General features: G+C 62.3%; 15 protein-coding genes. 6 read left to right on the forward strand and 9 right to left on the reverse strand.

Annotation, left to right across the window (positions count from 1 at the left end):
- Window positions 1-3 precede the first annotated feature (3 nt).
- From trbL to trbB, 7 genes are read right to left on the reverse strand one after another with little or no spacing between them, the layout of a single operon-like run.
- Window positions 4-1,293: a P-type conjugative transfer protein TrbL gene (trbL, locus tag WYH_RS09680; protein WP_046903666.1), complete on the reverse strand. Its 1,290-nt coding sequence runs from the start codon at window positions 1,291-1,293 to the stop codon at window positions 4-6.
- Window positions 1,290-1,550: a putative entry exclusion protein TrbK-alt gene (gene trbK-alt, locus WYH_RS09685; protein ID WP_046903667.1), complete on the reverse strand. Its 261-nt coding sequence runs from the start codon at window positions 1,548-1,550 to the stop codon at window positions 1,290-1,292. Before trbK-alt ends, trbL begins: the two co-directional genes overlap by 4 nt.
- A 13-nt stretch (window positions 1,551-1,563) precedes the next feature.
- Window positions 1,564-2,283, reverse strand: coding sequence for a P-type conjugative transfer protein TrbJ (trbJ, locus tag WYH_RS09690; protein WP_046903668.1), 720 nt, complete (start codon window positions 2,281-2,283; stop codon window positions 1,564-1,566).
- Window positions 2,280-4,748 carry a conjugal transfer protein TrbE gene (gene trbE / locus WYH_RS09695; RefSeq protein WP_046905031.1) on the reverse strand — a complete coding sequence of 823 codons (2,469 nt, stop codon included), beginning with the start codon at window positions 4,746-4,748 and terminating at the stop codon, window positions 2,280-2,282. Before trbE ends, trbJ begins: the two co-directional genes overlap by 4 nt.
- Window positions 4,745-5,014 carry a VirB3 family type IV secretion system protein gene (locus WYH_RS09700; protein ID WP_046903669.1) on the reverse strand — a complete coding sequence of 90 codons (270 nt, stop codon included), beginning with the start codon at window positions 5,012-5,014 and terminating at the stop codon, window positions 4,745-4,747. Before WYH_RS09700 ends, trbE begins: the two co-directional genes overlap by 4 nt.
- A complete protein-coding gene (locus WYH_RS09705) occupies window positions 5,014-5,346 on the reverse strand; it encodes a TrbC/VirB2 family type IV secretion system protein (protein ID WP_046903670.1) in 333 nt (110 codons plus the stop codon). The genes WYH_RS09700 and WYH_RS09705 overlap by 1 nt, the downstream gene beginning before the upstream one ends.
- Window positions 5,343-6,329 carry a P-type conjugative transfer ATPase TrbB gene (trbB, locus tag WYH_RS09710; protein WP_046903671.1) on the reverse strand — a complete coding sequence of 329 codons (987 nt, stop codon included), beginning with the start codon at window positions 6,327-6,329 and terminating at the stop codon, window positions 5,343-5,345. Before trbB ends, WYH_RS09705 begins: the two co-directional genes overlap by 4 nt.
- 268 nt (window positions 6,330-6,597) lie before the next feature.
- On the opposite strand from trbB, the gene WYH_RS09715 reads away from it, so the two are divergent.
- The 6 genes from WYH_RS09715 to WYH_RS09740 all read left to right on the forward strand — a co-directional run bounded on the left by WYH_RS09715 (window position 6,598) and on the right by WYH_RS09740 (window position 12,132).
- Window positions 6,598-6,855 carry a ribbon-helix-helix domain-containing protein gene (locus WYH_RS09715; RefSeq protein WP_179945405.1) on the forward strand — a complete coding sequence of 86 codons (258 nt, stop codon included), beginning with the start codon at window positions 6,598-6,600 and terminating at the stop codon, window positions 6,853-6,855.
- 4 nt (window positions 6,856-6,859) lie between these two features.
- Window positions 6,860-7,174, forward strand: coding sequence for a type II toxin-antitoxin system RelE/ParE family toxin (locus WYH_RS09720; RefSeq protein WP_046903672.1), 315 nt, complete (start codon window positions 6,860-6,862; stop codon window positions 7,172-7,174).
- A 321-nt stretch (window positions 7,175-7,495) separates the two neighbouring features.
- Window positions 7,496-8,869, forward strand: coding sequence for a hypothetical protein (locus WYH_RS09725; protein WP_046903673.1), 1,374 nt, complete (start codon window positions 7,496-7,498; stop codon window positions 8,867-8,869).
- 321 nt (window positions 8,870-9,190) lie between these two features.
- Window positions 9,191-10,414 carry a phospholipase D family protein gene (locus WYH_RS09730; protein WP_156320116.1) on the forward strand — a complete coding sequence of 408 codons (1,224 nt, stop codon included), beginning with the start codon at window positions 9,191-9,193 and terminating at the stop codon, window positions 10,412-10,414.
- Window positions 10,414-10,929, forward strand: coding sequence for a hypothetical protein (locus WYH_RS09735; RefSeq protein WP_046903675.1), 516 nt, complete (start codon window positions 10,414-10,416; stop codon window positions 10,927-10,929). Before WYH_RS09730 ends, WYH_RS09735 begins: the two co-directional genes overlap by 1 nt.
- Before the next feature lie 291 nt (window positions 10,930-11,220).
- Window positions 11,221-12,132 carry a DUF6615 family protein gene (locus WYH_RS09740; RefSeq protein WP_046903676.1) on the forward strand — a complete coding sequence of 304 codons (912 nt, stop codon included), beginning with the start codon at window positions 11,221-11,223 and terminating at the stop codon, window positions 12,130-12,132.
- Between the two features lie 12 nt (window positions 12,133-12,144).
- Here WYH_RS09740 and WYH_RS09745 read toward each other — a convergent pair whose 3' ends face one another.
- Window positions 12,145-13,095: an HNH endonuclease gene (locus tag WYH_RS09745; protein WP_046903677.1), complete on the reverse strand. Its 951-nt coding sequence runs from the start codon at window positions 13,093-13,095 to the stop codon at window positions 12,145-12,147.
- A complete protein-coding gene (locus tag WYH_RS09750) occupies window positions 13,092-15,221 on the reverse strand; it encodes a hypothetical protein (RefSeq protein WP_053833521.1) in 2,130 nt (709 codons plus the stop codon). The genes WYH_RS09745 and WYH_RS09750 overlap by 4 nt, the downstream gene beginning before the upstream one ends.
- Window positions 15,222-15,435: the final 214 nt, after the last annotated feature.

A 15,435-nucleotide genomic window follows, 5' to 3' on the forward strand; every position in this document is an offset into this window, starting at 1 on the left:
GTATCATTCCTTCTCGCGAATATCGGGACCGGAACCCCCGCCATGACTGTCTCCGGCTTTCAGCGTATGGGCCGCAACGGTCGCGCCATGAGCCGCGGACTGACGGCGTTTCATCGCGGCGGCCCATGCAGGCTGTGATGAAGAGGAGGCAGCGCCTCCCGCCGTATCGGCGGCTGCGCCAAGACCCGTGCGAGCGCCCGCGCGGTGACTTTCCTTGAGCGAACCGGCAGCCTTTCTGAGTGGTGAAATAACCGCGCCTGCGGCGACCTTACCGGCACCGGCTGCGCCGCCAGCGACGGCCGCGCTGCCGTTCTTTCCGAATGAGCCGACGGCATAGGCCCCGCGTGCCGCGCCGGACGTGTAGGCAGCGCCTCTCGCCGTACCGCCGATCGCGCCTGCCGCCGCGCCCGCGCCAAGCCGGGCGGCGGCCGCACCGCCGACCAGCGCACCACCGGCGGCCAGCGCGGTTCCGGCCGCGGCTCCTGCGCCAAGCTGGGGACCGCCTGTGACGATGCCGTTGGCAATGCCCGGGCCGAAGATGGAAAGGCCGAGCAGCGAGAGCGCGGCCAGCGCAATCGCCATGACCTGCTCTGCATCGGGCTCCGGACCCATGGTCACGGTAAACTGGCTGAATAAGGTGGTGCCGATTCCAGTGATGACCGCAAGCACCAGCACCTTGATGCCGGTCGAGACGATATGGCCCAGCACGCGCTCGGCCATGAAGGCCGTGCGGCCGAAAAAGGCGAAGGGCAGGAGAACAAAGCCGGCGAGTGTCACCAGCTTGAACTCGATAAGGGTGATGAAGACCTGCACCGCGATGATGAAGAAGGCGAGCACCACGATCAGCCAGGCAATCAGCAGTACGAGAATGATGGCGAGATTGGCGAATACCGACCAGATGCTGCTGAACGCCTCGGTGGCGTCGATCAGGGGCTGGGCCGCGTCGAGCCCGGTCTCGGCGATGGAACCGGGTTGCATGAACTCCGCGAGGCTGAGCGCATCACCACTCGCCTTGAGCCCCAGCCCCGCGAAGCTTTCGAACAGGATTGTCGCCAGCGTCGAGAAGTTGCCGATGATGAAGGCGAAGATGCCGATATAGAGGGTCTTCCTGACGAGCCGCTGCAACACGTCCTCGTCCGCGCCCCAAGCCCAGAATAGACCGGCAAGCGTGACGTCGATGGCAATCAGCGTAGTCGAGAGGAATGCGACCTCGCCGCCCAGCAAGCCGAAGCCGGAATCGATATAACCGGTAAAGACGCCCAGGAAATTGTCGATGACGCCGGTATCGTTCATCGCCGGTCACCTTTATCGCTGCCGAAGAAGCGTCGGCGCTTTTCCGTCCAGGCCTTTTCGCAAGCCGTATCGGGCATGGTGAGCGTGGCGCAGCGTTCGAGTTCGCGCGCCAGCATCTCCTGTTGCTCGCTTTCTTCGGTGACAGGCAGAACCGCTTCGCGCGGCGGGTCGCCCGGTTCGCGCAAGGCGACGATCGCCACGGCCAGCATGATCCCGGCGATCGCCGCGACGCCCGCGATCCTGGAATTGCGCGACATCGGCCGGCCCCTCTCAGTTGCGCCCGAAGAAGCGGCGGAAACGTTCGCGCCCTTCGGCTTCCTCGGCGGCCTGCCGTGCGGAATCGAGTGCTTGCGCCCGGCCCTGTGCCGCGACCAGCGCGGTCAGATCGGCAAGCTGCTGCGATCGCAGGGCGAGAAGCTGATTGCCCGCCTGGCTGGCCTGCAGCGCGCCTGTCGCCGACTGGCTTGCCGAGACCAGATCGTCCATGGTGGTGCGGGCGCCGTCGATATTACCGACGACACCGGCCTGCACCTTGAGCGAATCCTGAAAGGCGCCGACGCTGTCTTCCCAGCGCGCATTGGCATTGGCGATCATCTGCGCGTTGCTGCCGGTAAGCGCCGATCCCTTGTAACGATCGGTGAACGCCTGGTCGATCTGCTGCACATCATAGGCGATTCGCTGGGCTTCGCCGAGCAGCCGCTGCGTCTCGCGAACCTGATCTTGCAAGGTCTGAAGCGAGCTGAATGGCAGCGAAGCGAGATTGCGGGCCTCGTTGACGAGGCTGGCCGCCTGGTTCTGGATTTGCCGGATCTGATTGTTGATCTGTTCGAGCGACCGGGCGGCGGTCAGCAGGTTCTGCGCGTAATTGGTCGGATCATAGACGATCCCGCCAAACTGTGCGTGAGCCGGGCTCACAAAGGCAAGGCCAACGATGCTCGTGGTGGCAAGAACACCGGCCATAAGGGCAGGGCGCACATAGGGCAGCTTCATGTTTCAATCTCCATATCTGGTGTGAGGGAAAGGGGGTTCTCGGAGACAGAAGCCTTGGGCAGCAATTCGACAGCCCAGGCACAGCCGCGATGACGCAACCATTCGGCGGCGAAAGCCGATGGCCCATGCTTTTCGATGATGTCGGTAATGGTGAGTTGGTCAGTCTTTGAAGACGCCGCTGCGAAGGCCAGCGCCACTTCGCCCAAGCCCAGTTCAAACAGGCGGTTCCCCCGCCGGCTCTGACAATAGTAATCCCGCTTCGGGGTCGCCCGGCTGAGGATTTCAATCTGGCGGGCATTGAGCCCGAACCGCTCGTAGATGGCCGCGATCTGCGGTTCGGCTGCACGCTCGTTCGGCAGGAAGATGCGCGTCGGGCAGGACTCGATGATGGCCGGCGCAATGCTGCTCGTCTCGATGTCGGCGAGACTCTGGGTTGCAAAGACGACGGAGGCGTTTTTCTTGCGCAGCGTCTTCAACCATTCGCGCAGCTGTGCTGCGAAGTCCGGGCTGTCGAGCACCAGCCACCCCTCGTCGATGATGATGAGCGTCGGGGAGCCGTCGAGCCGGCCCTCGATCCGGTGGAACAGGTAGGACAGCACGGCGGCGGCCGATCCGGCGCCGACCAGACCCTCGGTCTCGAATGCCTGGACCGAGGCTTCGCCGAGCCGTTCGGCTTCGGCATCGAGCAGCCGGCCCCATGGCCCGCCGATGCAGTATGGCGCGAGCGCCTGCTTAAGCTGCTGGCTCTGGAGCAGGACAGCGAGCCCGGTCAGGGTGCGTTCCGACAAGGGGGCGCTGGCGAGCGAATTGAGCGCCGTCCAGATATGCTCCTTGGCCTGCGGATCGACCGCGACGCCTTCGGACGCGAAGATCGCCGCCAGCCATTGGGCGGCCCAGGCGCGCTCTGCCGGATCATCAATTCGCGCAAGCGGCTGTAGCTGCACGCCGCCATCATCGTCGTCGGACAGACCGCCGCCCAGATCCTGCCAGTCGCCGCCCATTCCGAGTGCGGCGGCACGGATGCTGCCGCCGAAGTCGAAGGCGAACACCTGGGCGTTCTCGTAGCGCCGGAACTGCATTGCCATCAGCGCCAGCAGCACGGACTTGCCCGCACCTGTCGGGCCGACCACCAGCGTATGGCCAACATCGCCGACATGAAGAGAAAACCGGAACGGGGTCGAGCCTTCGGTCCTGCCGTAGAGCAAGGGGGGCGACCCGAAGTGCTCGTCCCGTTCCGGCCCCGCCCATACCGCTGACAGGGGGATCAGGTGGGCGAGATTGAGCGTGGAGATCGGCGGTTGCCGGACATTGGCATAGGTGTGACCGGGCAGGCTTCCCAGCCACGCCTCGATCGCGTTCATGCCTTCGACAAAGCAGGTGAAGTCGCGGCCCTGGATGACCTTTTCGACTAGCCGCAGCTTTTCAGCCGCGATCGCCGGATCACGATCCCATACCGTCACCGTCGCAGTGACATAGGCCATGCCGGCATAGTCAGCGCCCAGCTCCTGCAGGGCAGTGTCCGCGTCGGCGGCCTTGTTCGAAGCATCGCTATCGAGCAGCGTCGATGCCTCGTTGGTCATCACCTCTTTCAGGATCGCGGCGACGCTTTTGCGCTTGGCGAACCATTGCCGCCTGATCTTCGTGAGCAATTTGGTCGCATCGGTCTTGTCGAGCATGATCGCACGGGTGGACCAGCGATATTCGAACGCGAGCCGGTTGAGTTCGTCGAGCAGACCAGGGAAGGTTGCGCTCGGAAAGCCGGTGATTGTGAGCGTGCGCAGATGATGCTCGCCCAGCTTCGGTTCCAGCCCGCCGGTGAGCGGTTCGTCGGCGAGCAGAGCGTCGAGATGCATCGGTGTTTCCGGCACACGCACGCGCTGGCGGCGGGTCGAGACGGTCGAGTGCAAATAGGTCAGGGTTCCGCCGTCATCGAGCCAGTGGACTTCGGGCATGAAGCCCTCGACCAGGTTCAGCACCCGGTCGCTGCGATCGGTGAAGCTCCCCAGCAGTTCCCACGGATCGACGCCGGAGTTCGAGCGGCCTTCGTAAAGCCAGCCTTCAGCCTTGGCCGCATCTTCCGGCGGCGGCATCCACAATAGGGTTAGATAATAGCGGCTCTCGAAATGGCTGCCTTCCTCCCGAAACTGTTCGCGCCGCTCCATGTCGACCAGTGTCGAGACCGGATCGGGGAATGTAGACTCGGGATAATCAAGCGCGGGCACCCGCTGCGCCTCGACGAAGATCGCCCAGCCCGAGCCCAGCCGGCGCAGCGCATTGTTGAGCCGCGCGGTGGTGGCGACCAGTTCTGCCGGTGTTGCCGAATCCAGGTCCGGCCCCCGGAACCGCGCTGTGCGCTGAAAGCTGCCGTCCTTGTTGAGCACGACGCTTGTCGCCACCAATGCCGCCCAGGGAAGGAAGTCGGCGAGATGCGCGCCGCCGCTCCTGTATTCACGCAAGGACATCATGGCCGCATCCATGTCGGATATTTGAGATGCCGCCGGGCCACGTCCACGAATTGCGGATCACGCCGCGCCACCCAGACCGACAGCGCATGGCCGATGGCCCAGATGGCAAGGCCGGCGATCCAGAGCCGCAAGCCCAGGCCGATGGCGCCGGCCAGTGTGCCGTTGAGGATCGCGAGCGAACGCGGCGCGCCACCGAGCAGGATCGGCTCTGTCAGAGCGCGATGCACCGGCGCCATATATCCAGGGATCGGTTCGCCCACCTCCATCAGACCAGTGCCCCGCCGCCAAAGCTGAAAAACGACAGGAAGAAGGAACTGGCCGCAAAGGCGATGCTGATCCCGAACACGATCTGGATCAGTCGCCGGAAACCGCCCGACATGTCGCCGAAGGCCAGGGTCAGGCCCGTAATGATGATAATGATGACCGCGATGATCTTGGCGACCGGGCCCTCGATCGATTCGAGGATCGACTGCAGCGGCGCTTCCCACGGCATCGACGAGCCGCCCGCACAGGCAGGCGACGACAGGGACAGCGCAATCACGCTCGCGGTGACGGCAAGCATGGCGCGGCGGGCGCCATGCCGGATGGCATGGATCATGGCAGGTCTCCTGATGTGGGCTGGGAAAGCGAAGAGAGGCGATAATCACCGGTTGCGGGATTGAGTCCTTCGACACGGGCCAGTTCGGCGAGACGGCGGCCATGCCCATCGCGGACCAGCACAGCGACGATGTCGATGGTTTCAGCGAGCAATGCGCGCGGGACGGTGACCACGGCCTCCTGAATGAGTTGCTCCATGCGGCGGAGCGCGCCGAGCGCGGTTCCGGCATGGATGGTCCCGATGCCGCCAGGGTGGCCGGTGCCCCAGGCTTTCAAGAGATCGAGCGCTTCGGCGCCGCGCACCTCGCCGATCGGAATGCGGTCGGGCCGCAAGCGCAGCGAGGACCGCACGAGATCGGACAGCGAAACCACGCCGTCCTTGGTCCGCATGGCAACAAGGTTAGGCGCGGCGCACTGCAGCTCGCGCGTGTCTTCAATCAGGACGATGCGATCAGCCGTCTTCGCCACCTCGGCCAGCAGGGCGTTTACCAGCGTGGTCTTGCCGCTGCCTGTGCCGCCCGCGACGAGGATGTTGGCGCGTGTGGCGACACCCTCGCGCAGTGCTGCCGCCTCAGCCCCCGACATGATTCCGGCGGTCGAATAATCGTCGAGCGTGAACACCGCGACGGCCGGTTTGCGGATCGCGAAGGCGGGCGCGACGACGACGGGCGGCAGCAGTCCCTCGAAGCGTTCGCCGCTTGTCGGAAGCTCGGCCGAGACGCGCGGGCACCGGGCATGGACCTCTACGCCGACATGGTGTGCAACCAGGCGGACGATGCGCTCGCCATCGGCAGCGGACAGCGTCATGCCGGTCTCGGCGATGCCTTCTCCCAGCCGGTCGACCCAGAGCCGACCGTCGGGGTTCAGCATCACCTCGATCACGGCAGCATCGTCGAGCCATGCCGTGATCGATGGCCCCAGCGCAGTGCGCAGCATGCGCGCGCCGCGTGACCTTGCCTCGGAACGGATCGGATGGACTGTCAAGGTGAGCCCCTGCTTGTCTGCCGGGCGAACCGCCGCCCGGCGTCAGGGGCCCATCAAGAAAGCCGCAAAGCGGAAGGACTCAACAGGAAAATACGTGCTTCGCAGGCCGGCGAAGAAAGACAGGGAATGGCGTAGGAGAACCCCGGGCCGCCGGGTAGTGACGGGAGGGAACCTTCAATGATCTAATGCTGCGGCACTCGGACAGAGCGGTCGTTGCACCGTCCACAATATCCCTTATGTTGAGGACGGATAATCGAAGGACAATGCCATGCCCAAGGCCATGACCCTGAATGTCCGTGTGAGCGGCGCGCTGGGCGAATTCGTCGCCAGTAATATCGGCGACGACGGCGCCTATGAAAATGTCAGCGAGTATGTCCGCGACTTGATTCGGCGCGACAAGGAGCGGGTAGAAGCCGAAGGGTTCGAACGGCTGAAAGCCGAACTGACGGCCGCTTTCGCTGCGCCGGAATCGGCCTATGAGGCACTCGATGCCGAGAAAGTGATCGCCCGCAACGCGCGAGGCTGATCGCATGGCCGTCTTTCGTGTTCAGAAACGCGCGGGCCGCCGTCTGGACGAAATTTACGTCTACACCCGCGACAATTGGGGTAAGGAGCAGGCCGCCCTCTACATTCGAGGCCTGTTCGAACGGTTCGACGAAATCGCGGCTCGGAAAATTCCATGGCGCCCGATCCCGGCCGAGTTCGGGGTGGAAGGATTCTACTGCCGCCACGAACATCACTATATCTATTGGCGGGTACTGTCCGATGGCGCGGTCGGGATCGTCACCGTGCTTCACGAGAGAATGCACCAACTCGACCGTTTTCGCGAGGATTTACCCCAGTAGAGATCGGCTCACCCTGCGTAGGACAATTGCGGTGTCTTAGGGCGACAGCTTTCGCCAACGTAGCGGTCGTTCCTGCGCAAAACCCTGATCGTCCAAAACTGCCTTCCGTTCATGATACCGTTTTTTCGGGCAATCTGCGCCGTCAGGAGGTCGAAAGTCCTTTTGCCTCTCGAAATGGGCTGCGGACTCCCGCGTCGCCCACGCTGTTGATGTACCCTGGATATTCTGATCCTTGAAACGAGGGTCAGCAATTCTCTTCGCTGCTAGCCAATTCCATCGTCCTGCCTTGCTGCATGGCGCGAAGTGGTGCCACATCCGTTCATGACCGACAGAATCGACGTTAGCAGCTACGACCGTGTATTCGCGCTCGATACCCAAATGGTGTTCGAAGCGCGCCCCTTGGCTCAGCTGGATTGGTCATCGCTTTCACAGGGACCGATCTTACTGGTCATATTGCCGCAGGTGAGTGCCGAAGTCGACGCGCGCAAACGCGATGGCCGCCTTGGTCAGCGTGCCCGTGACCTCAACCGATTGCTTGAACCTTCGATCGAAAATGGAGGGACAACACTACTTGTCGAACAGCCGGTGCGTGTCGACATTGCGTATGTAGCAGCCGGCCCGATCAATTGGGCAGGCCTGGACGACCTCGAGCGCGATAGCGGCGACGACCGTATCGTTGCGCAGGCACTTCACGCCTTGGTTGACGATGTCGCGCGGGTGGAGGTGATGAGCTTCGATAGTCGCCCGCGCGCGACAGCACGTCGCCATGGGGTAAAGGCAATCAAGCCTGACGAAAGCTGGCTTCTCGCTTCCGAACCCTCGCCAACCGACCGGCGGGTGGCGGAGTTGGAACAGCGCATCCGGCTGCTCCAGACCAATGAGCCCCAACTTCGCGTGGCAATCCGGATGCTCTGCGATAGCCCGATAAGCCGCTACCATCTGCAGGCATTGCCCCCTGCGACGATTGAGCCGGTCACGCGAATGATACTCGCGAAGCATCCGCGGCAGAATACTGGGGGTTTCATGGTGCCGGGGTTACGGGAGAACCGGCATTATCATGAGGACTACGATGCCTATGCCGCAGGGCTACAGACGGTCGACATCCCCAACCTCCACCTCGGGGCCGCTCGGTTCTTCTCACAGTATGGCTTCGAGGTGACCATCGAAAACTCGGGCGTGGTCGCTGCCGAGCATGTTACCGTCGAGTTTCGTTCGGGCAACGCAGTGCTGCACGACGGCCCCTATTGGGTCGATGTGTTCGGACCGCCGCCACCGTCAACCGAAAGTGATTTCCTCACTAACATCCCACGGCTTTCCAATCATCTCGCTCGAACGGATCGCGCGAGTTTCGAACTGGAGGAGGCGGAAGATCCGGACATCCAGATAGAGTATCGGTGCCAGGACTTCCGCCACGGGCGATCGCAGGCGCTGACAGCTGTCATTGAGCCGGTCGAACGAACCGGCCAGGCGGCCCACATCGAAATTCGTGTGACCGCAAGCAACATGCGTGGCGAGGTCGTCGAGCGGCTCATCGTGCCAGTCACTGACGTCGAGCGAAACCTTGGCGACCTGATCGATCTAGATGATCTGCAGTTCCGCGAAGCGCCCCCGGTTTGGGATCTACTTGTTCCCATTATCGAGGAGGATGAGGACGAGCTTACGCGGTTTCGCAACGACGGCAGCCATCGGGAATGATTGACAACGGTGGCGCTGAGGCAAGTGCGATAGCCGCTATCGCGGTTGCGCATTCCATGCATGACGCAAGCCGCCGACTTTGCAGACATTCGGTGATCCTGATCGTCATCCTAAACCTGTGCTTCTTTCATGAAGTGGGCCTTTGGCTTAAGCGCCCGTCGTTCAGCGTTCTCACTCTCCATTCGAGCCATGCTGGATAGTGGTTATTGGGATAGGCAGACACCTCCGAAATGAAATCATGCTGGATCTCCCAGACGCTATGCGCGGCTTGTCATGCTCGCTATGCCTATCGGTAAGCTAAGGCAGCGGAATGGGCGAGGCATGCAAATATCTTTGGTGGACGCATTATCGACGGCGCGCCAAATCTCCGCGCTGATTCGCAAGCATGACAGTATTTCGATTGCGGTCGCCTGGGGTGGCATTACTCCGGTTGCAGAGATCTTGCTTGCGAACAGTGAGAAATTTGAATCGATCCTTCTCGGCGTCGACTTTTCAGCGACCGAGGCCGATTTCATCGATCGTCTCGTCGATGTTCCTAACGCCTACGTAGCGAAGAACCGCCCAGGCTGCTTCCACCCCAAGATATTCTACTTCGAGTCCGGCGCGAAGGCTGAAGCCGTCATCGGTAGCTCCAACTTCACCAAAGGCGGGCTCGGCAACAACTTTGAAGCCGGCGTTCACGCCAAGGGCGCTGCTGACCATCCCTTTTTCGCGCAGGTTCGCGAGCAGCTTAAAGCTTACGCAAACCTTCGCTTACCTATCACGCAGGACCTTGCGAGGAGCTACAGGCGCCAAGCTAGAGCTGCAGCGAGCAAGCCGAGGCCGATGCACCCTATACTACCGGACGAACGTAAAACCTGGAACCGCGTAAACTCGGCGCTGGCAACGATGGAATGGTCCAAATTCGTTGAGCTCGCGCGGATCGATCGCTTTCATGATTTTACGAAACGCATGAAGCTCATGCGTGCGATCCAGGCAATCTTTTCCCGCACGCCATCATTCGCGAAAGTCACTGTCGCCGAGGCGAAGGGCATTGCAGGTGTCCTTGGAAGAAGCGAGGCCGAGGAGGAAGGCCTCGACGGCCTCGACTGGGGATGGTTCGGTTCGATGGGGGGCGCGGGCACTTTTGCCGAGCTGATTGGTCTTGAGGATGGCGCCCTTGCTGCCGCACTCGATGCCATCCCGCGGCGTGGCGATGTTACCGAGGCCGACTTTGATGATTATGTTGCTGCCTTCACAGCGGCGTTCTCGAATTCATCACGAACGGCGCGGCTTGCGCCGGCAACCCGGCTCCTCGCAATGAAGCGCCCCGATTTTTTCGTTTGTGTGAACGGCGGCAACACGCCGGGCCTTGCCGAAGCTTTGTCTTTCGCGCCGACCACCATCAAGCTCGAAAATTATTGGGGGCGGGTGATTGAACCAATTCGCCAGGCACCTTGGTACACTTCCTCGCGTCCGACGGGTAGGAATATGGAACTTTGGGATGCGCGCGTCGCCATGCTTGATGCCATCTACTACAGGCCCACGACCAAGGGAGACTCTTGATGAACGCTGCATCCGAGGCGGAAAGCAGGCTTTGGAATTGGTCTGGCTGCTTTGCAGACCTCGCCCCAGCGGATCAGCGCGCCGTCGCCCAGCTCATCAAGGAAGGGCGCGCGATTGAAGGCACCGTCGATGAGATTCTGCAAAGGCTCCGGCGTACGCGGATGGTCACCATGATAAGGGAAGGCGAAAACGGTCGCGTCGCCGGCGTTGCCGCCCTCAAGGAACCATCGCGCAATTACCGACTGAACAAGTTCGCCGATGCAGGGGTTGCAATCGCAGGTTTCGAAAACGCCCCGGAGCTCGGCTACGTCGTGATCCATGCAGATCGGCGCGGGCAGAAACTCTCGGGTGGCCTCGTCGAACTGATCGCGCAGCAGCTTAGCGAGCCGACCTTCGCGACGACCGATAGCAATACGATGCGCAACAACCTCACGCGATCCGGTTTCATTCGTGTCGGTCAAGACTGGCAGGGCCATAAGGGAGCGCTTTCACTCTGGGTGTTCGCGCCGCGCTGATCCGGCAAATTGCCGTGGGGGTAGGACCGACCTGACCCGTCGGCCCTTCAGGTCGATCACCCGATCAATCAGTCATCAGCGGCTTTGCAGCTGAGTAACGACGAACCGTCGATCGCTGCAGCTGCGAACTGCATTCCAGAAACTTAGCGCTGGACGTTAGTTTCGCGCCAACCCATCATCCCGATCATGGAAACCAAGACGCTTCTGACGCCCGGCCATCTCGTCGACAGGCCCGATCACGACCGGCTGGCGGCCCGGTTCGAGTTTTATCAGGCGGCGAACTGAGGCGGGATGGCGATCGCGCCAATCTTCGAGTCGTCCTGCGATCTCGCCGACCGCTTGCCCGTGATGATCGCGGAATTTCTCGACATCGAGCAGAAGCTAAAACGCCGCTTTCGCGAAGACAGCGTCACCGACATCCTCGCGGCTTCGCTGCTATCGTTGCCCGGCAACGGCGTCGTGGTTCTGACACCGCCGGAATCGAAGACCGGCGGGGACTTCGATCTGCTGGTTGTCGATCCGCTATCAGGCGATGCCGTCCAGTTTCGCATCCAGGCCAAGCGGCTCACGCCGCACAAGCATGACTGGGAGATCGGCTCCTATACTGAACTTGCCCATCCGCATAACAGCGGCGTGCAATCGCAGACGCTGCTGCGCGGCCTGGGCAAGGAAGCGATCACTACCATACCGCTCTACGCCTTCTACAATCCGGCGCATGTCTGCACCGCATCGGGCGGCACTGTCTCTGGTATCGAGCTCGCCAGTGGCTGGGAAATCCGCGAGCGGATCAAGGCGATAGTCAAGGTGAAGCCCAAGCGCCTCCCGTACAAGCGTATCGGCTCGCTCCAGCCACTGTTCTTTCCGCTCTCGACCATCCTGTGTGCGCCTGCCACCACGCACCGTGCCTCCGATATTCCAACCCCGGCGGATGCACGCCAGGCGGTGGTGGACGCGATCGAAGCGCGATCGGGCCTTGCCGGTTTCGGCCAGACGCTGGCGCTCCCCGAGGTGACAGTGAAGGCGCTCCCGCGCGAGCGCGCAACAGCAGACGGGGAGGTGCGGCATAGACGGCGGCCCGCGTCGCGCAGCGAAGACCGGCGCGACGGGCTGCCAGCGATCATCCGCAGCGCCGTCGAACGTCGCGGTGAGCGCATCATCACCGCAAGAGTCAAACGGCCAAAGGTGCTGCTGATCGCGGACTGACCGCGCGACTGTTCAGGGTTTGGTTTGCCGCCAATGCGGTTTCGCGAACGGCCGGTCATCCCAATCGTCGGGGAGATCGAACAACTGATCGTCCTCATCCGCGATCGGCGTCTCGGCACGCCAGGCAAAGCCGTTGGTGGTATCGCCCCAAGCGAAATCTATCTGTTCCTTGGGAAGCGCAGCGACAAACGCGTCGCGTTCCTCGGCGGGACCGTAAAGGCCGAAGACCCGATACCGCCCGTTCCACTCGACCGCCCAGCTCGCCAGTTCGCTGTCGGGCTTGCGTCGCATCTCATGCCGAAAATAGCCGTCGGCCAAGATGGCCGTGCAGACCGGCTCCCAGCTTCGGGTTGCTGCCACAAAGGCCGTTATCCTCTGGTTGCCCCAATCCTCTTTGGTCAGATGGCCAAGCGTCAGAAACTCGCCAGGCTCCAGCCATTTCCCGTGCCCACGCTCGACGTCGAATGAGCGGAAATGGGTGAAACCCTGCACATGATAGTAAGCGAGTCGGGCAACCCTCTGCTCCTCGAGCGTTGGCATTGCGACGCCGCTATAGGTCATCGAGACACCGCCGCCGATCGGAATGCTGGCGTCAATCTTGTTGTAGCTCTGCGCCGCGAGTCGCCGTGTTGCCGGGCTGAACGCACCCTTGGATTTGCGAGCAACGGTCCGCCGCAGGCGCTCGTCGTCTCGTACATATTCACCGCGTGTGTCCGGGAGCATAGTGATGATCGAGATATCATCCTCAAGCGCAGCCTTGCGGTCGTTACACGGCCGGCAGCTTTTCACCTGAAGGAAGAAGCCGGTCGCCAATGTGCCCTCGGGCACGAAGCGCCGTCCGACGACATGGTCTTGCGTCGAGGTTTTCCGCTCCAGTTCGGCGCCGCAATAAGCGCATTTGCGATTGGGCAAGCTGACCGGCTTGTCGGGATCGAAGGCTTCTCTGAGATCCACATCGGTCATTGCAGCACATTCTCGCCATCATAGGGTAGCTGAAAATTGGGGGACGCGGGAGCGAACTTCGGAACATCTTCGAGAATATCGATGCCCGGCAGCAGGAGCGGCGCCAGCGGCCGATCGGATACGACACAGCGGATGTCGTCGCCCTCGGGCCAGCAATAGATGCCAAGACTCCAGAACAGGCGTTCAACATGGCGACTGAGCGTAGTCACGACCGCAAGGTCGATCGCGCCATCTTCGCCATAGCTCGCCGCGAGATCGCGCCCGAACAGCGCAAGCCAATGGTCGAGCCCGGACGGTGCCAACCTTGCCGCCAGATCGTCGCCGGCAAAGGGCTGATCAGGCGCCAAACCATCACGATGGCCCAGCCAGTCAGCGACATGGTTGAGCGCGGCCGAGACGCATTCGAGTGCGATCAGCGAAGCTTCGCCGACATCACTATCATCTGCCATGCGCGCGCGAGCGGCTCCAATTTCGTTCCGCGCGAAATCGAGACTGGTGATGACCAGGTCGGCATAGTTCTCGCCCTGATCCGGATCGACAAAGGCGGCTTGTTTCGCGCTCCAATAGCCATTGGTAGCATGGGCAACGGCGAGGTGCAGCTCGCGGCCCATTGCATCGGGTGTGAACGGCGGAACATCGGCATAGCGCGTGCCATGGGCGATCCCGGCCAGCATCTTGATCAGCAGGTGCAGGCTCGATGCGCGCAGGTCCGTATCGTCCGAGGTCCAGGCAGCGGCGATCCCAGCCGCCAGCACGAGATGCGACTTGGGCTTGCCATCGCGGACCACGGTCACCGGCTTGGCGACGCCGATGCCATATCCAAGGGCACCGCTGGCCACCGGCGGCAGATCGGGGTCGCCGCGATCGAGCTTCGCTAGCGCATCGCCATAATCGGCCGCGATGGTGACACCATCGAGATCGTGGAGCGGGATGTCGCGCGATAGCGCCCCAACCACGCTCTGGAGGATAGCGGCATATTCCTGCGCCAGCACATCGTCGCCGAAATCATGCAACGTGACGCAGTAGGAAAAGTCCGCCAGCGCAAACGTTCGTGGCTGCGCCCGCGGGAGGTCGGTTCCGTCGTGATCACGCCGCGCCGCTTCCGCGTCATGTACGGACTCGGCAATCGATGCCGCCAGCGCCTGCGCCGGACCGCTGCCGATCGTGGCGCTCAGGCCTTCAGCATCGAACTCGCTTGCGGCGACGAAGAAGCCCTGACAACTCGCTGCCGCCTGCGCATTATAGGTCGTCAGATCGACGTCAGTCGCAGTGTCGCGCCGGCCGACCAGAATACGGTCATGCGCCACCGGCAACAGGATCAGCTCGGCATCAGCGGCCGTCGTGAACAGAAGCGGCGCCAGTGAATGTCCGGTCTCGCGTGCGAGCGCCACGGCGTCGGGCAGGATCAAGTCAACCCCGGCCTCGATGGTCCAGTGAAAGCCGGTGAGAGCCTTGACCCAGCCATGATCGTCGAGCGGCTTGGCGACGATCGCATTGTGACTGTCGCGCACTCGGCTCGCGAGATCCTTGAACAACGTGGGGAACATCGGCGTGAGCGTGGCGGCCGCTTGCGCAGCCAGTTCGCTGCCGCGTTCGCGCACGAAGAAGGACAGCAATCGTTCGCTGAGCGGCGCTGGAAATCCCGTCGGCACGAGATCTTGGGCGGTGCTGCTGATGGCCTCCGTCACAGCGGAGGCTAACATCGGGCTGTCGATCCCCATCATAGCGCCGAGGCGCATCGGATCGGTGAAGAGGGTCTCGATCTCGTTTGTGATGCCGTCGATCCCGTGCTCGATCGTTTGGCGCAGATGCGCAGTGCGCATGACCAGATGGACGGTGATCCGTGCGGCCAGGCCCGGCTCGATCGAGGTGCCGGGTGGCGTTGTGCGCAGGATCGCGACATCCTTGCCCAAGTCCTGTTCGAACGCGGTGATCGCGTCGTCCAACGTAAGTTCGCCCGGCGCCCCCTTACGCGAGTAGAACCAGTCTTCAGTGCCTACATCCTTGATGCCGACCAGCCGCGCAGCTCCGCCAGCACGGTGCAACCAGATACGCTCGCCATCCAGCTCAGCGAGAAATCCGCGTTGTAGAAGCCGCGGCACATAATGTTGTCTTTTCCCCGCCATCGCTCGCTCACTTGAGTGGTTTTCCAAACAATGTAGATGGCATCATCCGGTCATCAACATCTGAAATCTCGTCACTCTTTGGCATTCAAAGAGTGCAAGTCGATCGTTTGCGTAGTCGAGAAAGTGATGGCATCCAGAGAAACTGGCCGTCCGCGTCTGGTCATCGAAGGCTGATCACTGAATAGCCGGCAAGTCTCGCAAGCCGACCCACAAT

It is taken from the genome of Croceibacterium atlanticum (assembly GCF_001008165.2).
GTDB lineage: Bacteria > Pseudomonadota > Alphaproteobacteria > Sphingomonadales > Sphingomonadaceae > Croceibacterium_C > Croceibacterium_C atlanticum.